General features: G+C 43.7%; 18 protein-coding genes. 10 read left to right on the plus strand and 8 right to left on the minus strand.

Annotation, left to right across the window (positions count from 1 at the left end; genetic code table 11):
• Window positions 1-119: 119 nt before the first annotated feature.
• The 3 genes from MIC7126_RS0116760 (at window position 120) to pabB (ending at window position 5,983) form a co-directional block, all read left to right on the plus strand.
• On the plus strand, window positions 120-2,234 hold the full coding sequence (locus MIC7126_RS0116760) for a catalase (RefSeq protein ID WP_017654320.1): 2,115 nt from the start codon (window positions 120-122) through the stop codon (window positions 2,232-2,234).
• A gap of 250 nt (window positions 2,235-2,484) precedes the next feature.
• Entirely contained in the window at window positions 2,485-3,588 is a 1,104-nt protein-coding gene (gene dprA / locus MIC7126_RS0116765; protein ID WP_017654321.1) for a DNA-processing protein DprA, read from the plus strand.
• Between the two features lie 226 nt (window positions 3,589-3,814).
• Window positions 3,815-5,983: an aminodeoxychorismate synthase component I gene (pabB, locus tag MIC7126_RS0116770; RefSeq protein WP_017654322.1), complete on the plus strand. Its 2,169-nt coding sequence runs from the start codon at window positions 3,815-3,817 to the stop codon at window positions 5,981-5,983.
• A 225-nt stretch (window positions 5,984-6,208) separates the two neighbouring features.
• Here the strand turns inward: pabB and psb28 are convergent, their stop codons facing one another.
• The 3 genes from psb28 to MIC7126_RS0116785 all read right to left on the minus strand — a co-directional run bounded on the left by psb28 (window position 6,209) and on the right by MIC7126_RS0116785 (window position 9,130).
• Window positions 6,209-6,577 carry a photosystem II reaction center protein Psb28 gene (psb28, locus tag MIC7126_RS0116775; RefSeq protein WP_017654323.1) on the minus strand — a complete coding sequence of 123 codons (369 nt, stop codon included), beginning with the start codon at window positions 6,575-6,577 and terminating at the stop codon, window positions 6,209-6,211.
• A gap of 62 nt (window positions 6,578-6,639) precedes the next feature.
• Entirely contained in the window at window positions 6,640-8,166 is a 1,527-nt protein-coding gene (locus tag MIC7126_RS0116780; RefSeq protein ID WP_026100324.1) for a serine hydrolase, read from the minus strand.
• Between the two features lie 223 nt (window positions 8,167-8,389).
• Window positions 8,390-9,130: an RNA methyltransferase gene (locus tag MIC7126_RS0116785; RefSeq protein WP_017654325.1), complete on the minus strand. Its 741-nt coding sequence runs from the start codon at window positions 9,128-9,130 to the stop codon at window positions 8,390-8,392.
• A gap of 69 nt (window positions 9,131-9,199) precedes the next feature.
• Between MIC7126_RS0116785 and MIC7126_RS0116790 the strand changes: the two genes are divergently transcribed.
• Together MIC7126_RS0116790 and MIC7126_RS0116795 are read left to right on the plus strand one after the other, a co-directional pair.
• On the plus strand, window positions 9,200-10,246 hold the full coding sequence (locus tag MIC7126_RS0116790) for a zinc-binding dehydrogenase (protein WP_017654326.1): 1,047 nt from the start codon (window positions 9,200-9,202) through the stop codon (window positions 10,244-10,246).
• Between the two features lie 11 nt (window positions 10,247-10,257).
• Window positions 10,258-10,653, plus strand: a complete 396-nt coding sequence (locus MIC7126_RS0116795; protein ID WP_017654327.1) for a nuclear transport factor 2 family protein — start codon at window positions 10,258-10,260, stop codon at window positions 10,651-10,653.
• Here the strand turns inward: MIC7126_RS0116795 and MIC7126_RS0116800 are convergent.
• Together MIC7126_RS0116800 and MIC7126_RS0116805 are read right to left on the minus strand one after the other, a co-directional pair.
• Window positions 10,650-11,114, minus strand: a complete 465-nt coding sequence (locus MIC7126_RS0116800) for a hypothetical protein (protein WP_017654328.1) — start codon at window positions 11,112-11,114, stop codon at window positions 10,650-10,652. The genes MIC7126_RS0116795 and MIC7126_RS0116800 overlap by 4 nt on opposite strands.
• A 121-nt stretch (window positions 11,115-11,235) precedes the next feature.
• Entirely contained in the window at window positions 11,236-12,027 is a 792-nt protein-coding gene (locus MIC7126_RS0116805) for a pentapeptide repeat-containing protein (protein ID WP_017654329.1), read from the minus strand.
• A gap of 302 nt (window positions 12,028-12,329) precedes the next feature.
• Here MIC7126_RS0116805 and MIC7126_RS0116810 point away from each other — a divergent pair, with 302 nt between their 5' ends.
• On the plus strand, window positions 12,330-12,527 hold the full coding sequence (locus MIC7126_RS0116810; RefSeq protein WP_017654330.1) for a hypothetical protein: 198 nt from the start codon (window positions 12,330-12,332) through the stop codon (window positions 12,525-12,527).
• Window positions 12,528-12,608: 81 nt separating this feature from the next.
• Window positions 12,609-13,088 (plus strand): Tic20 family protein, encoded by a 480-nt coding sequence (locus tag MIC7126_RS0116815; RefSeq protein ID WP_017654331.1) that lies wholly within the window; start codon window positions 12,609-12,611, stop codon window positions 13,086-13,088.
• Window positions 13,089-13,141: 53 nt separating this feature from the next.
• Here the strand turns inward: MIC7126_RS0116815 and MIC7126_RS0116820 are convergent, their stop codons facing one another.
• Complete coding sequence (locus MIC7126_RS0116820; RefSeq protein ID WP_017654332.1) at window positions 13,142-13,915, minus strand: fumarylacetoacetate hydrolase family protein; 774 nt, start codon at window positions 13,913-13,915, stop codon at window positions 13,142-13,144.
• A gap of 226 nt (window positions 13,916-14,141) precedes the next feature.
• On the opposite strand from MIC7126_RS0116820, the gene rpsF reads away from it, so the two are divergent.
• A complete protein-coding gene (rpsF, locus tag MIC7126_RS0116825) occupies window positions 14,142-14,468 on the plus strand; it encodes a 30S ribosomal protein S6 (RefSeq protein ID WP_026100326.1) in 327 nt (108 codons plus the stop codon).
• A gap of 203 nt (window positions 14,469-14,671) precedes the next feature.
• On the plus strand, window positions 14,672-15,232 hold the full coding sequence (locus tag MIC7126_RS0116835) for an Npun_F5560 family protein (protein WP_017654335.1): 561 nt from the start codon (window positions 14,672-14,674) through the stop codon (window positions 15,230-15,232).
• A 273-nt stretch (window positions 15,233-15,505) separates the two neighbouring features.
• Here the strand turns inward: MIC7126_RS0116835 and MIC7126_RS0116840 are convergent, their stop codons facing one another.
• A complete protein-coding gene (locus tag MIC7126_RS0116840) occupies window positions 15,506-15,862 on the minus strand; it encodes an STAS domain-containing protein (protein ID WP_026100327.1) in 357 nt (118 codons plus the stop codon).
• Window positions 15,863-16,468: 606 nt separating this feature from the next.
• Between MIC7126_RS0116840 and MIC7126_RS0116845 the strand changes: the two genes are divergently transcribed.
• Entirely contained in the window at window positions 16,469-17,098 is a 630-nt protein-coding gene (locus tag MIC7126_RS0116845; protein ID WP_017654337.1) for a DedA family protein, read from the plus strand.
• 71 nt (window positions 17,099-17,169) lie between these two features.
• Here the strand turns inward: MIC7126_RS0116845 and MIC7126_RS0116850 are convergent, their stop codons facing one another.
• Window positions 17,170-18,372 carry an argininosuccinate synthase gene (locus MIC7126_RS0116850; protein WP_017654338.1) on the minus strand — a complete coding sequence of 401 codons (1,203 nt, stop codon included), beginning with the start codon at window positions 18,370-18,372 and terminating at the stop codon, window positions 17,170-17,172.
• Window positions 18,373-18,456: the final 84 nt, after the last annotated feature.

Below are 18,456 nucleotides of genomic sequence, written 5' to 3' on the forward strand. Positions count from 1 at the left end.
CAAGTAGCGTGGAGTTTTGGGAAAACGGGAATAGGGGAGCCACTTGCTCCACTTAGGCAATGAATGCCCCGTCTTCCATACCCCATGCCGAATGCCCCAAACAGAGGAAAGAGCATCTGATGGCTGAACACAATCAGGTAAACGAAAACACCAAAAATCAAGACCTCGCAACCTATCGAGAAGATGCGGGCGAGTCTCTCACCACAAACCAAGGTGTAAAAGTTAGCGATACCGATAACTCACTCAAAGTGGGATCGCGAGGGCCATCGCTGCGTGATGATTTCCATTTCCAAGAAAAGCTAACCCATTTTGACCGAGAAAGAATCCCAGAACGCGTAGTTCACGCGCGGGGTTCGGGAGCACACGGCTATTTCCAGCCCTACGAATCATTGGCGGAATTTACCAAAGCTAAATTTTTACAAGACCCATCTGTAAAAACACCAGTCTTCACTCGCTTTTCTACTGTCGTTGGCTTTCGCGGCTCGGCGGATACAGTGCGAGATGTACGGGGATTTTCAGTAAAATTTTACACTGAAGATGGTAATTATGACTTGGTAGGTAATAACATACCAGTTTTCTTTATTCAGGATGCGATCAAATTCCCGGATTTAGTTCACGCGATTAAACCAGAACCCCATAACGAAATGCCGCAAGCAGCGGCGGCTCACGATAACTTCTGGGACTTCATTTCGCTGACACCCGAATCTACGCACATGGTTATGTGGGTGCTTTCTGACCGGGCTATCCCTAGAAGCTATCGGATGATGCAAGGGTTTGGAATTCACACCTTCCGTTGGGTGAATGCCCAAGGAAAATCTCGGTTTATTAAGTATCACTGGAAACCTCTACTAGGAGTACATTCACTAGTCTGGGACGAAGCTCAAAACACCGCCGGTAAAGATCCTGATTTTCATCGTCGGGATTTGTGGGAAGCGATTGAGAAAGGAAATTACCCAGAATATGAACTGGGAGTACAAATTATTGAAGAGGAAGACGAATTCAAATTTGATTTTGACATCCTCGACGCTACGAAAATGATTCCCGAAGAATTAGTCCCGGTGCGTCCCATTGGCAAAATGGTTCTCAACCGCAATCCTGACAACTTCTTTGCGGAGACTGAACAAGTTGCATTCCAGCCTAGCAACGTTGTATCTGGAATCGATTTTAGCGATGATCCGTTGCTACAAGGTAGGTTGATGTCCTATCACGACACCCAACTGCACCGTTTGGGTAGCCCCAACTTTACGCAAATACCCATCAACAAGCCGCTGTGTCCGTTCCATAATAACCAGCGTGACGGTCGGATGCAGACGGAAATTCATACCAGTCGCGTCAACTACTATCCGAATTCTTTGGGAGGAGGGTATCCCGCGACAACACCCGGCTCTGAGGGTGGATATGTGCATTATCCAGAACGTGTGGAGGGCCATAAAGTCCGAGAACGCAGTCCTAGTTTTAAAGAGCATTTCCAGCAAGCTACTTTGTTCTGGAATAGTCTTTCTGTCCCGGAAAAAGAGCATTTAGTCGCTGCTGCACATTTTGAGTTGGGGAAAGTGGAAGATCAAGGTGTGCGTGAGCGGATGGTCGAGCGCTTGAACCATGTTGACCACGAGTTAGCGAAGCGAGTAGCGGTAGGTATTGGAATTCCCGCCCCGACAGCGCCTGCGACAGAAAATCACGGACAAAGTTCATCTGCTCTCAGCCAGGAAAACACGACTAAAATTGCTAAAGGTCGAAAGGTGGCTATCTTGGCGGCTGATGGTGTTGATAATTCGCAGATGATGGCGATCAAGCAAGCCTTGAAGGATGCGGGAGCAGAGGCAGAAATCGTGGCAAAATTTAAAGGCAAGATTAAGAGTGCCGATGGTCAAGAAATTGAGGTGGATAAAACCTTCTTGACGAGTGCTTCACCATTATTTGATGCTGTGTACGTACCGGGTGGTGCTGAAAGTGTCAAGGCCTTAAAGATGAATGGTGATGCTTTGCACTTTATTCATGAAGCCTTTAAGCATTGTAAAGCGATCGCTGCCACAGGCGAGGGAGTTGATTTGTTCACAGCTTTGGAAATTCCCGGGGTAAAATTAGCAGACGCTAAGTCTTCTTTAAAGAATGACCAAGGAGTTGTCACCAGTCGCAACACCGCTGATGCAAAAGCTGTAGCCGCTGAATTTATCAAAGCGATCGCCCAACATCGTCACTGGAAACGCGCTCAAAAAGAGCAAGTCCCCGCGTAATTCAGTAGTGCGTGCGATGATCCGCCCATAAAAAGAGTTTTGTGTTGTATCAAAATCCGTGTAGAGACGTTGCTGTGGCTTCGTCTCTACCTCCGGTTTCATCCCGCTAGTTATCTGACAATAACCTTCCTAAAACAAATGTCAGAGAATACAATGAACACTCGCAGGAACAAGGGTTTTCCCACCCTCGATTGTGTTTCAACCAAGAAAATTTGGGTAAACTCAATCCGATGGTTGCGAGGATGGATGAGTGTTAGAAGAACGGGCTTATTGGCTAGGATGGTCAAAAATTTCTGGGATTGGGCCAGTGTTGCTGCGACGTTTGCAACAACATTTTGGCACCTTGGCGACAGCTTGGAAAGCGAGTGCGGCTGAATTAGCACAAGTCGAGGGTTTTGGTTTTCAGACTCTAGAAAAAATCATACAACAGCGATCGCGTCTGCAGCCCCAACTGCTACTCACCCAACACGAAGCTGAAAACCCCCATTTTTGGACACCAGGGGACGCAGATTATCCCCGCTTGCTCTTAGAAACTCCCTCTCCACCACCACTTTTGTACTACCGTGGTGAAGTTGATTTAGCAGAAAATCTCGGACAAAAACCATTAGTAGGAATTGTGGGGACTCGCAAACCCTCAGAATATGGTATCCGTTGGACTCGTCAAATTAGCACCGCTTTAGCTAAAAATGGCTTCACCGTCGTCTCGGGAATGGCTGAAGGAATTGACACTGAATCTCACTTAGCAACCCTCAAAGCCGGTGGAAGAACGATCGCTGTTTTAGGTACCGGCGTAGATGTGATTTATCCCCAAAAAAATCGAGATTTATATAAACAAATATTAACTTCAGGATTAGTTGTCAGTGAATATCCCAGCAAAACCCCACCCGACCGCACCCATTTCCCCCGTCGCAATCGCATCATTGCTGGCTTGAGTCGTGCCATTTTAGTCATGGAAGCACCCTTAAAATCTGGTGCTTTAATTACAGCAACCTATGCGAATGAATTCGGACGCGATATCTATGCATTACCGGGAAGAATAGACGATCATCCATCCCAAGGGTGCTTAAAATTACTTTCCCAAGGCGCCACTTTCATTCTCAAAGAACTAGACGAACTCTTAACAATGTTAGGAGCAATTCCCCAAATTGATACCCCCGAAGAACCGATATTGCCAAACTTATCACCACAATTGCAACAAGTAATAGATGCGATCGCCCAACATCCAGTATCCTTTGATTTAATTGTCCAACAAACAGGTATGGAAATAGGTACAGTTTCTAGTGCATTGCTGCAGTTAGAACTTATGGGTTTAATCTCACAACTCCCAGGAATGCAATATCAGAAATCTTCATGAATTCTCGACTTGTTCAATAGACCTGTTTTGAAAATAGGGGTTAGAAACTAGAGGTTAGGGAAAGACATTTTATTTTTCCTTTATCTTGCAACATATAAAATTATCTAAACAAAATCTCTGCGCTAACTCAGCGTTGAAAAAAGTTAAAATTTGGCGATACTTTCCCAACATCCTCTGAGATACAAAATCTCAAATTCCATTCCTGCTCCATACCAACATCTATCATATGAAAACCCTAATTATTGACAATTATGACTCATATACCTTTAACCTTTATCAACTAATTGCCGAAATCAATGGAGAATATCCCACCGTAATTTATAACAATCAAATTACCTGGAATGAACTCAAACAATGGGAATTTGATAACATTGTAATTTCACCGGGCCCTGGTCGCCCGGAGAACTCAAAAGATTTTGGTATCTGTCATCAAGCTATTCAAAATACCCAAGTACCGCTTCTAGGGGTTTGTCTCGGACATCAGGGGCTTAGTAATGTTTTTGGCGGAAAAGTGATTCATGCACCTGAAGTTCGCCATGGTCGCCTCAGTCAGGTTTATCACGATGGAACTGATTTGTTATTTGCGGGAATTCCTTCTCCATTTTCTGTTGTGCGTTACCATTCTTTGCTAGTTGCAGATGAGCTACCCAAGTGTTTAGAAAAAGTGGCGTGGACGGATGACAACCTCATCATGGGAATCCGCCATCGCTCTTTACCGTTATGGGGTGTGCAGTTTCATCCAGAGTCAATCTGCACTGAATATGGACACACTTTATTTGAGAATTTTCAAAAAATTACCCGAAAATTTGCCCAAGAGCGAGACAATATTTCCAAAAAAATCTACTGGATAGAAAACAACGAAACTGCTCCCAAACCTGCAAGTTCTTCTCAGAAAAAACAGCAACAGGAATTTAAACTTTGTACACGCAAACTAAATCTATGTCCTGATAGTGAGCAGATATTTGTACATTTGTTTGGTAATTCAGCCAATGCATTTTGGTTAGACAGCAGTCTTGTGGAACCCGGTCTTTCGCGCTTTTCCTACATGGGAGATAGCAGCGGCGAAAACAGTCTTTTAATTCATTATCGGGCATTATCTCAGGAACTTACAGTTACACAATCTGATATTGTCAGCTGCAAAACAGAGGGAATTTTCGACTATCTCCAGCGGGAAATTGAACGCCGACACTGCTCATCTGATCAGCTACCATGTGATTTTAACTGCGGGTTTGTGGGTTACTTTGGATATGAATTAAAAGCAGAATGTGGATCTCAATTTCACCATTCTTCTAGCTTACCTGATGCTATGTTCCTCTTGGCCGATCGCATGATTGTGATCGATCACCAGGAACAAAGCGTTTATCTACTGTGCTTGATTCAGCAAGGACAAACAACCGCAGCAGAGGCTTGGTTTGAATGGATCAGACAACAGATTGACCATCTTCCTCCTTTATCGCCTATTGTTCCTCTGAAAAAAGATACACCTGTGATTTTCCGATTGAGTCGCTCTCAACAGACTTATCTGAGTGATATTGAGACATGTTTGCAGGAAATTCATGAAGGAGAAACTTATCAAGTTTGTTTGACAAACCAAATTCACACAGATACAACACCAGATCCACTGGCTTTTTATCGAACATTACGCCGGATTAATCCCGCTCCTTATGCAGCATTTTTACGCTTTGGGGATGTGGCGATCGCTTGTTCGTCTCCAGAGCGATTTCTCAGCATCGATTGTCAAGGTTGGGTGGAAACCAAGCCCATCAAAGGGACTCTACCACGAGGAAAAACACCCCAAGAAGATTTTATCCTGGGTGAACGATTACGCAACAGCGAAAAAGACCGGGCTGAAAATCTCATGATTGTGGATTTACTGCGTAATGATTTAGGACGGGTATGTGCAGTTGGTACTGTCCATGTGCCGAAATTGATGGATGTGGAAACCTATGCAACAGTCCATCAACTAGTGACAACTATTCGCGGTCAATTACGCGCCGGGATGAGCGCCACAGACTGTATTCGCAACGCCTTTCCCGGTGGTTCCATGACAGGTGCGCCCAAGCTGAGAACTTTGGAGATTATTGATCGATTAGAGCAAGAAGCGCGGGGAGTTTATTCAGGAGCGATCGGCTTTTTAGGATTGAATGGTTCAGCCGATTTAAATATCGTTATTCGTACCGCCGTGTTGACAACTGAGCAAACCTCAATTGGTGTTGGTGGTGGTATTGTGGCGCTTTCTGATCCGCAGATGGAGTTTCGAGAAACGATGCTGAAAGCAAAGGCATTAATTCATGCGATGATGCTCACAATTCATGGAGATTTTCAGGACGACAAATATTATATCCAGGGAATAGAAACAGAGGTTTTTGATAGCTCTAGAAAGGTGCAAGTGTAGATGGACAAAAGTCTCTAACTTTGCCAAATTTTAATTTTTTTTAACGCGGAGGTACGCGAAGGTCAACGCGGAGGAAGGAGGTTTTCTCAAGTTGGCTATATACCAAAATAATTATACCAATGCCCCAAAAGGAAACAACAGATAAATTGGTAGGGGCGTAGGCTCCGCCTTAGAGCAGGGTATGGCCGTTCGCCGTTACATCATCTTTACATTGAAAAAGGCTATTCATTTTTCCCCATATTCCATACCATTAGCTTCTGCATAGCGATACATAAATCGCATAAATCTATCCCAATGTTCATCCTGCTCAATTTCTAATTTGCACTCTACTCGCATTAATTCGTCACCTTCATCACCACCAAAAATGAATCGAGTTGAAGCAGGTGTGACGTTAATTTCTCCTTCTTCATCAGTTAAAGATAATGAATTTAGCGATGGTTTAGTAAAGCTATTAAATCCTTCTAAAGCTTGCAATTTATTAAATATCATCAAGACTATCTGTTTACCAGTGCGGACTTCACGCCGCAAACTGACATTACTTAAGTCTTCAAAAACCCCAGCGAAAAATTGGATGGAAGGAGTGATAGATGACATGTAATTCGTAATTAAATTAGATAAACTCCTAATCCCTAATCCCTAACCCCTAACCCCCAATTCTACCTTGGAGGATAGTACTGAGGATTGGTGACGGGAGATTGATAACCATTAATTGGCATGGTATGTCCTGGAGGCGCCATGACGGGAGCCTGATAACCATTAATCGGCATAGTATTTGCAGGATTATTGGGAACTACGGGATTTATGGGGGGCTGATAACCATTGGTGGGTATGGTGCTGGCTGGATTGTTGGGAGCAACAACTTGGCTAAATTGTTGGTAAGCGGTGCGAGAAATTGAGGTAATGAATTTTTCGGCGCTGGGGTCATTGTTGGGGCGTTGTACCATGACGGTGGCGATGTAGCGCTTACCGGTGGGGATATCAACTAGACCTGTATCGGCTAACATTGTCCCAATATCGCCGGTTTTGTGAGCAATGCTGGCGCCTGTTCCCAAACCAGAAGGGAGGAGGTTATCTCTTTGGGTTTGGCGCATGATATCGAGCAGACGATCGCGCGATCGCATATTCACTAAATTTCCCTGATTCACTATCGCCAGCAATTGTGACAATTCCCTGGGACTAGTGGTGTTTGTTCCTTGTAAATCTGGGAGTTGATTCCTAATCACTGTGTTTGTTAAACCCCAGCTGCGGAAACGCTGATTTAGGGCTTCTATTCCTCCTAATCGCGTAATCAGCATATTTGTGGCTGTGTTGTCGCTGATGGTAATCATTTTAGTAGCGACTTCCAGAGCTGTATACTGAGTGCCAGGGGGTTTAAATTGCATATTACCAGAACCACCAGCGATCGCTTCTTGCTGCATGGTTAACATTTCATCCAGACGGATTTTTCCCGCATCCAAATCTTGGAAAAAGGCTACCAAAATCGGGACTTTAATCGTGCTAGCAGCCGGAAAACTCGCAGCCCCGTTCACATCTACATAAGCGCCCGTCTCCAAATCTACTAAAAAGACACCGGGCGTCAAATTAGGGTTAGCCGCTGCGAGAGTTTGCACGGTGTTTTTTAACGGGATAATTTCTTGGGACAAGAATAAATTAGCAGGGACTGCATTCGTGGGGGTGGGTTGGGGTTGGGCTTGTCCTATTTGCGGTGTGGATGTTTTAGAAACTGCTGGCGTCACCCGATTCGCCGGATCTAAGACTGACAAAGCCGTCCCGACGATCGCACCAATTCCCACACCCACAATCAACAACCGTAGGGTATACAACAACGTTCTCGCTACTGGCTTTAAGCGCGTCTTGCGCGATCGCTTGCCCATTTTCGGTAGTCCGTACCGCTCCACCCGCACCGTCTTCATCTTCGCACCACTAGGCTGCATCGGCGGTACTTTCCCCTTAGCTTTAGGCATGGGTTTAACTGCAGATGGCATTACCAGCCCCGGTTTTGACGATGAACCCACACCAGTTTTCACACGGGTCAGGCTAGCTCCTGCTTGAGGTGTGCGCTGCTGTGGTTGGGGAACTTTTACCTGTTTTTGTCCCACTTTTTGCACTTTGCGTAGACGCTGGCGACGGTTTACAGGTTGACGCCGCGAGAAAGCGTTTAGTTTGTCACTCGACTCTGACACCGCTACTCCTTGTGATCCCCTCGATTGTGTTTCTGCCAACTCCCAACCCAAAACTTACTCCTCAAGTTGCTTAATAGTCAAACTATTTTTGCTACCAAGTAACATTTTTGTGTTTAGTTTAAGGCATATTAGATATTTTGGGGGGATGAATTGGTACATATTAATCGATAATTGAAAAACTTCACCTATCAGACAACGGGTAATCAAGAGTCTTCATGCCCGATTACCCCAGATCATGATCCTTGTGATTTTTCAGTGCCCATTTTACTTGTTGCAAAATGCCTCGCAGCATAGCCACTTCGGTCGTTTGTAGGCGAGCACGATTATATAACTGGCGAAATTTTTCCATCCGACTAGCTGCCGTATGTGGATAAAGATATCCTATCTCCAGCAGTAGAGATTCTAATTGTTGGTAGTATGCTTCCACGGCGTCAAAAGGTGCTGGTGCAGTTGTGGGCGGGGTGGACGTCTCGGAGATTTTTGTATATTGTGCCAGTTCGTAACAGCAGATGCCTACCGCTGTAGCTAGATTTAAAGATAAATAATTTTCACTTGTCGGTATGTGAACAAATCTTTGAGCCAGGTTTAATTCTTCATTGCTTAATCCCCGGTCTTCTCTGCCAAAAATCAGCGCTACAGGTTGTTCTGGTTCTTCTAGCAACCAAGGTAATGTTGTACGGGGGTTTTCTAGAGGTGTATCCCAACTGGGAACACGCCCAGCGGTAGCTACAACTTTGACGCATCCTTGCAATGCTGCGGGTAGAGTCGCTACTGTTACCGCAGATGCTAAAATTTCTTTGGCATGAACTGCCATCCTCAGAGCTTCTATGGACAAGGGATCACATTGGGGATTAACTAATACTAATTGATTTAGTCCAAAATTTTTCATTACCCTGGCGATCGCCCCGACGTTCAATTCACCAGCTGGTTCTACCAACACAATTCTTAACCCAGCTAGTGCCATTTTTTGCCTCCCACTCCTGATTTCTGCTGTCAAGTTTGATTGACCTTATTCTACCAGTCCCTATTCTCCATGCCCCAAAACTCCACCCCATCCACAAATGAACTGTATTCGCACCCACCTACTTACAGAAAGTTAATCGCCAAGCAACTTGACCAGGATTTTAAATCTGCGGTGGAAATTGTGACAGTTCCCCTGCTCCAACCTGCTGCTGATGAAGTTGTCATCGCCAACAAATTTGCTGGGGTTAACGGCGGTTTTGACACTTTAGTCTGTCGCGGCGATATTCCCTATGTTAATTTAATTCCACCGTTTGATTTGGGTGTGGAAGCAGTAGGAAATATTGTCGCTGTGGGTGAAAATGTTGCAGATTTTCGGGTGGGTGATGCGGTGATTACCACTGTGCGTGGTGGTGGTTATCGAGAATATCAGACGATTGATGCCAGTTTGGTGGTGAAGGTGCCCTCAGCTATTCCGGAGGTGCTAACTTTGATACCTACAGGTGTATCAGCTTTGGTGGCACTAGAACAAGTGGGAGAAATGAAAAGTGATGAAGTGGTTTTAGTGACGGCGGCGGCGGGAGGCATCGGTCACATTGCGGTACAATTGGCGAAGTTAGCTGGTAATCATGTTATTGGTACTTGTAGCTCTCCAGCTAAGGCACAATTACTACAAGAATTAGGGTGCGATCGCATTATTAACTATCGCACAGAAAACCTTGATCAAGTCCTCCAGCAAGAATACCCCCAGGGAATTAATTTGGTTTTTGATTGCGTAGGTAAAAAGACATTTGATACTTGCGTCGAGAATTTAGCTGTGCGCGGACGCTTAATTATTGTCGGTTTTATCTCAGAATATGCTAAATTGCCAGAACAAATTACACAACCCCGAATTTATCACCAGCTATTTTGGAAAGCTGCTGCGATTCGGGGCTTCCTTATGCCATATTACCAGGAATATCTTCCTGAAGCGCGCGATCGCCTTTTAAATCTCTTCGCTACTAATCAACTCAGAGTCGCGGTTGCTCCTACAGTGTTTTCTGGTTTAGAATCTATTCCCGCTGCAGTGGCATACCTGCTCAGTGGTGGAAATTGTGGCAAAGTAGTAGTCAGATTTTAACTATTAAAAATATGATATCAGCATCAGAAAACACTTTAAAGGTTGCTCAACAAGCATTTACACATTTTCAACACGGTTTAGCCACAGGCGCATGGCAAGGTTTTCTAGATATGCTCACTGAAGATTTTACTTTTTGGTTTCCTCTCGGAAAATTCCACGGTTGGAATCAGGGTAAAGCCAGAGCCGAGGAATTTTTTCAATATGTTTCTGCATCCTTTAAAAATGGACTTACTCTCAATTTAGACCGTTTAACTAGTAATGAAACAACGGTAATTTTCGAGTTTCGGGATGAAGGAACTTTGTTAGAAAAAGCTTACAGAAATCGTGTAGCAGTCGCTTTTGATGTGCGGGGTGACAAAATTTGTGGTTATCGAGAATATTTTGGTAGTGATGGGATTTCGTCTTAATTATTTTCAAGGTTCACTTGATTAATTTCTTTGCATTTAGCTTCTGCAGCTTGATACACTTGCAAATAATCTTTGCCACCAAGCATCACATCACCATAATATTCATAAGGAGCATCACCATAAATTGGTAAAGGATCATCTTCTGGATAATCTTCTTGTGATTCTTCAATTATTGCTTTCAGTTGTTTGAGAGTGAGGCGCTGGGCTGGGAAATACCAAAGCGTCGCTGGATTTTTGTTTAAATGCGGTAGATTCGGATCAACAATCACATCATTCAACTCCAGCCAACTATGTTCAATAGGTTTATACGGTTTACCAGGAAATACTAAAAAACCTTGAACATACACTGCTCCCGTTACTGCTAATACAGCTTTGTAAGCATTATCAAACGGTTTATTAGCTTTGCTTTTAACCAGTTCTGAAACTTCCACAGAAAGCTTTTCATCCAATAATTTATTCATCGATTTTTGGAGCCAAGCAGTTACTTTAATATGGTATCATTGACAATCTGATGCAGTTAAAGGCGTTGCTGAATCCGCAACACCCAAAGTTCCTGACAATCATTCCCTAATCATGGTTTGCTCAATCAGGCATAATTGTATCTTGAAGATTTGCCCCAGCGAGATTAGCACCACTGAGATTTGCACCACTGAGATTTGCACCACTGAGATTTGCTCCTGCTAAATTTGCTCCCCTGAGGTTAGCCCAACTCAAATTAGTTTCTCTCAAATCGGCTGCGCTCAAGTTAGCCTGAAACAGGTAAGCACCATTAAGGTGAACTTTGCAGAGATTGGCTTTGGACAAATCAGCTTTGTAAAGGTAAGCTCCTATCGCTTCCGCTTCATACAAATTGGCTTCACTGAGGTTAGCCGCAATCAAATTAGCACTGATGAGGTTAGCAAAGCAAAGGTTAGCGCGGTTGAGTTGCGCTGCGCCTAAATCTGCATCTCGCAAATTAGCATTGTTTAAATCAGTGCCGATGAGATTAGCATAAGCGATCGCTGCCTGACTGAGATTGGCATAACTCAAATCAGATCCAATCAAATTAGCATGACTTAAATCTGCTTGGGTCAGTGTCGCACTCCGCAAGCTACCGACACTAAAGTTAACCGCATTCAGGTTAGCTGCAATCAACTTTGCTGACTTGAGGTCAGCACCACTCAAGTCAGCACCACTCAAATTAGCTCTCACCAGTAAAGCATGACTTAAATCCACCTTATTTAAGTTTACCCCTTGGAGGTGCGCGCCTCTGAGATTGTGCCCTTGCAGGTTCGCATTGCTGAGGTCTGGTGAAATTTGGGGATTTTTTTCTCTCCATTCAATCCATGTCACCGCACCTGCTTTCAGCGCAGCTAAATGCTCTCGATTTGCCATTGTCTCTCCTTGGGGGAACTCTTTGTCAACAAATGTCAGGTTGTGTTCGGAAAATAGTCTGCTAGGAGATAACTCCAAAAATTAAATTAGCCAATTCCGGCACGCAACACAACATGAGTTTGTCTGTAGAAAATACACCCTCAAAGCTTGTGTCTTAATTTTTACGGATAAACACACCGTCACAAATACACAACTTACAATGAAATCAAGTCTCCCCGCAGTTCCGTTCTTGGGGTATTTCAAAGACTGACCCTCTCAACAGTGAAATGTGGGCAAGAATTAGGATTTACAGGAGATATGGGATGCTGGTTATATTAATTGACGATCAAATCCTAGCACCTAGGCAAGTTTGTCAGACTTGTTTACTCGCTGATAGTAGCGGTCAACCTCGTTGGCGCCAAGGTCAACTGCGGTGTGGTCAACAACTGCGACAACTCACACAGCAGCACCCTGAGCATTATCAGTGCAAGATGGGTTTTCTCGTCGCCCATATAGAATGATTGAGTATGCTAGCAACACCCCATAACTGCGTTATCCTAGGCTCAAGTAACTGTTGAATTTTAGCCACAGGAGAACGCACGATGACTTGGCGCGGGTCTACAACGGTTTCCGACCGGATTCTTGCTTGTTTGCCTTATTTATTGCCCCTCATTGACGGGCTGGTGTTTGGTTATGTATCTTTGTTAAAAGAATTTCCCGCACTGCAAGTGCTATTTCTGCCGCTTCAGCCTATTATCCTCATTTACGGTAGCTTAGGATCTATCGGTCAACTGATTGTTTTCTTTGCTTTGTTTTTCTTGGTGGTCAGAAATGAAAAAATCAGTCATTTCATTCGATTTAACACCATGCAGGCAATTCTTTTAGATATCATCGTGTTTTTGGGGAGCATCGCTTTAAGAATTGTGGCGCTTCCTGGTATAGATTTTGCCGTGCAAACAGTAGCCAGTACTATTTTCCTAGGAATAGTAGCAGCAGTTGTATATTCTGTGGCTCAGTCGTTGACGGGTCGCTACGCAGAAATACCGGCAGTTTCTGACGCTGTTTACATGCAAGTGCGCTGATTGGTCGGCAATTTTACCACTGACCAAATAGTGAATTCGGCAGCTACTGTTATCTAACGAGCTGCCACAATGTTTTCTAGGCGACCAATACCTTCAATTTCTACGCAGATGCGATCGCCCAAATGTAACGGCCCTACTCCCTCTGGCGTCCCCGTCAAAATCACATCCCCTGGTAACAGTGTCATCACTTGACTGATATAAGACACCAAAATATCCGGGGGAAATACCATCTGATCTATACACGAAGATTGTACCGGATGGGGGTTGTCGTTTAAAAAAGTTTGTAATCTAGCACCGGGATTTAATTCTCTGACAATCCAAGGGCCTAAAGGACAAAAGCTATCAAAACCTTTAGCTCGCGTCCATTGACCATCCTTTTTTTGCAAATCCCTAGCAGTCACATCATTAGCGATGGTATAGCCCCAAATTTTAGTTTGGGCTTCTTCTGGCTGGCAGTCAAAGGCGCGATCGCCGATAATTAAAGCCAATTCTCCTTCATAATCCACCCTCTGCGATTGTAAAGGATACTTGATTTCTGTTTGGGAAGCAATAATTGTCGTCGGTGGCTTAAGAAATATTAACGGCTCACTCGGCACTGCAGTTCCCATTTCCGCTGCATGGTCTGTATAATTTTTGCCCACAGCCACGATTTTAGCTGGTGCACACGGTGCCAGCAGTTGATAATCCTCTGTTGCCAATATTAAATCAGTCGGTTGCCCTTGCAACCAGGGCGGAGCATCTAGCACCTGGACATTCTGGGATAGTTGTAGCAACCCATAATAGATTTGTCCTTCTTGATTTTGAACTCGCACATAGCGCTGTGCCATAACCTTGATTAATATCCTTCTAGATGCGATGGAAAACTATGAGGTGAAAGCGATTTTTGATCAAAGAACTTCTAAATTTGGCAGATTGAGCACATGATTCAAATTAAAAACTGGTAAGATTATAGTTCCTTGTTGCTTCAGATGTTGATAGGTACTGAAACTGTCATGCAAATTCTGTATAAATTAACATCAGCAGCCACTTTGCCCATAAGGAGACTAAAAAATCATGTCACTAGTTTACGAAACAATGTACATTCTCCGTCCTGATCTAGGAGATGAACAAGTAGAACAAGCCATCACCAAATACCAAAACTTATTGCAGGAACATGGTGCTGCAGATATTCAAGTTCAAAACCGTGGTAAGCGCCGTCTGGCTTACGAAATCAACAGACACCGGGATGGCATCTACATTCAATTCAACTATACTGGGCCAGGAACAGCGATCGCTCCCGTAGAACGTGCTATGCGTTTGAGTGAAGAAGTGATCCGCTACATGACAATTAAGCAGAATGTACGTCAAGAAGCAACAGAAAAAGAAGCTGTAACCGCCTAGCAATGGCTGAGTGAGTGCTCAGTTTTGCCAACTTTGCACTCACAATCAAGTCAGTTCAAGTCAAAACAGTTAAAAATTATCTTTTTGTTGCCTATTACAGGGATGGGAATGCTAAATTAACAACAAACACTTGTTATACAGCAGTACTAGCGCATTTATACCTAAAAGTGGATCGAGATTCTGAATCGGAGCTGTAAGCCACTGTGAGCCAATCTGACACATCCAACATTCAAGCGCTCTCTACGGAAGTATCGCAGCTGCGCCAAGAACTGCAACTGCGCGATCAATTAGTGCAACAGCTGTCTCAAGAACTCTTCCGACTAGTCAAGGGCAACACTAATTTTATGCCCCAACGGTCGGAATCTGAGCAAGAGTTAGCTGAGTTACAGATCTTAAGAGAACAACTGCAAGCCGTTGAGCAACAGGTGACATTTTATCAAGAGCAAATTACCACTCGTGACAGCGAAATTTACCAGCTGCGGCAATCTGTGCAAGAATTAACTGACCGCAGTCGGATGTTGGAGCAAGTAGTACAGGAATTACCGCAAATTTATCGCCGTAAATTTGAGGAACGCATGGCCCCAGTTAGGGAAAAGGTAGCAACATTACAACGGGAAAACCGTCAACTGCAAGCGGAATTACAAAGCGTGAGTTATCGGCTAGCTCTGAAAACTCGCAATTCTAGCCACGGTGGTATTGATTTGCCAAATTTCCCCCGCCCTTTATCTGAACAAAATAGTATTTCTGCTGTACCTAATAGTTGATCATGACTGGAGTAGAGGCGTTGGATGACAACTTCTCTACTCGCTGGTGGTGAGCACAAAAACTTTTAGCTGCACCTTGTATAGTTAAAACCGAATAAAAAAAGTGTTAAGTTTTGCATTCATAGATCATAGGTTTGAAAAAAGAATGCGACAGACAAAACGCCAAAATCTAAAATCCCAAATGGGATAATAATGGTGAGGGTAGCAGCAAAAATGTTAAAAGTTGTTAACAAGACTTGTCCTCACCACGGGTTGATTAGCTATGATTGGAAGTCAACGAACTAAAGCTAAGTTTTGACTATCGTCAGCAACACCAATAACTTCTTCGTAAGTGCCAGAAATTTCAAATACTGAATCGAGCTGGGTGAGTTCCAAAATCAGCCGCACAGGAGCTTTAACATTGCATAATACTAGACGGCAACCGCTCTGGTGGGCAGCTTTTAATCCTTGTACAAGTGAAACTAAGCCGGAACTGTCCATAAAATCAACTGCCGCTAGATCAATAACCCAAAGTTGATCTGGTTGGGGTGTTACGGTAGCCATCTGGTCGCTTAAAGCTATTCCACCCTGTAAGTCGATACTTCCTTCGGGTTTGAACAAAACCACTTGAACTTTCTGTTTCAGAGTCATGAGTTTCACTGTGTTAGTTGAGACACTATCAAAAAAACAAAAAACTGACATAAAACACTAACCCCACTGTCCACAACATCAAGGCGGTTCTACCTAGGTGTTTAAGTAGGTGCAGCATTGCTAGTGGTACAGATTGAGTCAGTATTCATGTCGTATAATTTGTTTTAACTTCCCTAAATATAGGCATAAGAAACTGTGGAATTCCGTAGCGTAGGTATCTTTTACAAGATTTTTACATTTTTTAGGATTTTGGTAAATATTTTATAAATAGATTATACTTACTTATAGTATTTGTGCGCTCGTGGTAAATAGCTCGCAGTGCGTCGGTTGTCAATAACGCATAGTTAAGACTTAAGTGTATTCACAATTAGATGTATTAATGATAACTAGCCATAGGCTAAATTTGTAGAGCTTAAATCTGCTGGCGATGCCTAGGCAAGCAATTCACCTGTATAGAAAAAATGAAGTTTTTAACCTTGTTGGTGGTGACTAATACTTAACAAAAGCTAGCAATTACAGACACCTATAAACGGCTTGATTGACACCATACCCGCACAAGAGCAAAGATAGATCGTAGGTAAAAATTTGTAAAGGCGGCGGTACGGGATGTCTCTTGAGCTGATTTCACTAGAAAGCATCAAGGAATTTGCTCACCAATACGGTTACTGGGCTATTTTTTTAGGGATTCTCCTAGAAAGTTTGGGTATTCCCCTTCCTGGTGAAACTGTGACTTTGGTGGGTGGATTTTTGGCTGGTAGCAATGAATTGAGTTACTGGTGGGTGCTGGCTGTAGCTATCACTGGTGCGGTAATTGGCGGTACTTGTGGCTATTGGATTGGGAGATATGGCGGTTGGACTTTCCTGCTGCAAATCGGGAAAATATTCCGCATTTCCGAAGTCCGACTGTTGGGTATTAAAGAACAATTTAGTCAAAATGCTGCTAAAGCTGTATTTTTTGGCCGCTTTTTCGCTTTATTAAGAGTTTTTGCAGCGCCCCTTGCTGGCATAGCGGATATGCCTTTCGGGAGATTTTTTTGGTATAACTTGGCAGGGGCGAGTGCTTGGGCAAGCGTGATGGTGACTTTGGCGTTCTTTGCAGGTAAGATTATATCCTTAGAACAACTGGTGTCTTGGGTGAGTCAATTTGCGATCGCTGCCTTACTAATTCTGATTGCCTTAATCGTCATACCGTTGTGGTGGGAGTCTCGCCAAGTCAAGCGCGCTGCTGGTGAGTAGTCAAAATGATTCGTAGTTCGTAATTGGCTAGCTGAATTACGAATTACGAATTACAAATTACAAATTACAAATTATTTCCTACCTTGCTGCGCCCAAATTCGAGTTGGAAGCCCCCAAACATAGACAAAGCCTTCGGCTGCTTTGTGATCAAATTGATCTTCGGCTCCATAGGTTGCCAAATCAGGAGTATAAAGAGAATTATCGCTCCAGCGCCCGACAATTGTCGCATTACCTTTGAAAAGTTTTAGTCGCACAACACCAGATACTCGCTCTTGGGTGCTTTGAATAAAGGCATCCAATGCTGCTTTCAGGGGACTGTACCACAAACCGTTATATACTAGCTGAGTGTAAGTTTCTTCAATACCACGCTTATAGTGGCTGACGTCTGCTGTTAAAGTCAGACTTTCTAAATCCCGATGGGCATTGATTAAGACTAACATTGCCGGGGATTCATAGATTTCCCGGGATTTAATCCCCACCAAGCGATTTTCAATCATGTCGATGCGCCCGATACCGTGATTTCCTGCTACCTGATTGAGTTGCTCAATTAACTCAACTGGGTTTTTTGGTGTGCTATTGAGGGTTGTGGGAATACCCCGATGGAAACCGATTTCAATATATTCTGGCTCATTGGGCGTATCAGCGATCGCTTTAGTTAGCAGATAAATTTCTTCTGGTGGTTCAAAGGTCGGATCTTCCAGTACACCAGCTTCAATACTACGACCAAGCAAATTCCGGTCAATGCTGTAAGGAGAGGATTTTTTCACAGGAGCAGGGATACCAAAACTTTCTCCGTAAGCAATGGTTTGCTCACGACTCATGCCCCATTCCCTAGCAGGTGCTAAAATTTTGAGGTGGGGATTAAGGGCAGCACAGGAAACATCAAAACGCACCTGATCATTACCCTTACCAGTACAACCGTGAGCGATCGCATCAGCACCATATTTTTCGGCTGTTTCTACTAATATTTTGGCAATTAGTGGCCGGGCCAGAGCAGTTCCTAGAGGATAACGATTTTCATAAAGTGCGTTAGCTTGAATAGCTGCGAAAGCATAATCTTTGACAAAAGTGTCTTTAACATCTGCTACTAAAGATTCGCTTGCACCCGATTTTAGCGCTTTCTCTCGAACTGGTTCCAATTCATCTCCCTGACCCAAGTCTGCTGCTAGAGTAATTACCTCTTCCACACCCCATTCTTGCTTAAGGTAAGGAATACAAACAGAGGTATCAACTCCACCAGAATATGCCAGAACAACCTTTTTGGCGCGACCCATTAGTTTCTCCAGATAGGAAAACAAAGAATGAGTCATTATTATATCTAACTAGATACATGCGTATTTGATTCTGGCATCAATGCT

Source organism: Fortiea contorta PCC 7126, assembly GCF_000332295.1.
GTDB lineage: Bacteria > Cyanobacteriota > Cyanobacteriia > Cyanobacteriales > Nostocaceae > Fortiea > Fortiea contorta.

Excerpts from the sequence above, each read along its gene's own strand:
- MIC7126_RS0116790 (WP_017654326.1), top strand. The coding sequence starts at position 9,200 with ATGCCCCAAAACTCCACCCCATCCACAAATGAACTGTATTCGCACCCA.
- MIC7126_RS0116805 (WP_017654329.1), bottom strand. The coding sequence starts at position 12,027 with ATGGCAAATCGAGAGCATTTAGCTGCGCTGAAAGCAGGTGCGGTGACA.
- MIC7126_RS0116810 (WP_017654330.1), top strand. The coding sequence starts at position 12,330 with ATGCTGGTTATATTAATTGACGATCAAATCCTAGCACCTAGGCAAGTT.
- MIC7126_RS0116785 (WP_017654325.1), bottom strand. The coding sequence starts at position 9,130 with ATGGCACTAGCTGGGTTAAGAATTGTGTTGGTAGAACCAGCTGGTGAA.
- MIC7126_RS0116820 (WP_017654332.1), bottom strand. The coding sequence starts at position 13,915 with ATGGCACAGCGCTATGTGCGAGTTCAAAATCAAGAAGGACAAATCTAT.
- rpsF (WP_026100326.1), top strand. The coding sequence starts at position 14,142 with ATGTCACTAGTTTACGAAACAATGTACATTCTCCGTCCTGATCTAGGA.
- psb28 (WP_017654323.1), bottom strand. The coding sequence starts at position 6,577 with ATGTCATCTATCACTCCTTCCATCCAATTTTTCGCTGGGGTTTTTGAA.
- MIC7126_RS0116800 (WP_017654328.1), bottom strand. The coding sequence starts at position 11,114 with ATGAATAAATTATTGGATGAAAAGCTTTCTGTGGAAGTTTCAGAACTG.
- MIC7126_RS0116840 (WP_026100327.1), bottom strand. The coding sequence starts at position 15,862 with ATGACTCTGAAACAGAAAGTTCAAGTGGTTTTGTTCAAACCCGAAGGA.
- pabB (WP_017654322.1), top strand. The coding sequence starts at position 3,815 with ATGAAAACCCTAATTATTGACAATTATGACTCATATACCTTTAACCTT.
- MIC7126_RS0116760 (WP_017654320.1), top strand. The coding sequence starts at position 120 with ATGGCTGAACACAATCAGGTAAACGAAAACACCAAAAATCAAGACCTC.
- MIC7126_RS0116815 (WP_017654331.1), top strand. The coding sequence starts at position 12,609 with ATGACTTGGCGCGGGTCTACAACGGTTTCCGACCGGATTCTTGCTTGT.
- MIC7126_RS0116850 (WP_017654338.1), bottom strand. The coding sequence starts at position 18,372 with ATGGGTCGCGCCAAAAAGGTTGTTCTGGCATATTCTGGTGGAGTTGAT.
- MIC7126_RS0116795 (WP_017654327.1), top strand. The coding sequence starts at position 10,258 with ATGATATCAGCATCAGAAAACACTTTAAAGGTTGCTCAACAAGCATTT.
- MIC7126_RS0116845 (WP_017654337.1), top strand. The coding sequence starts at position 16,469 with ATGTCTCTTGAGCTGATTTCACTAGAAAGCATCAAGGAATTTGCTCAC.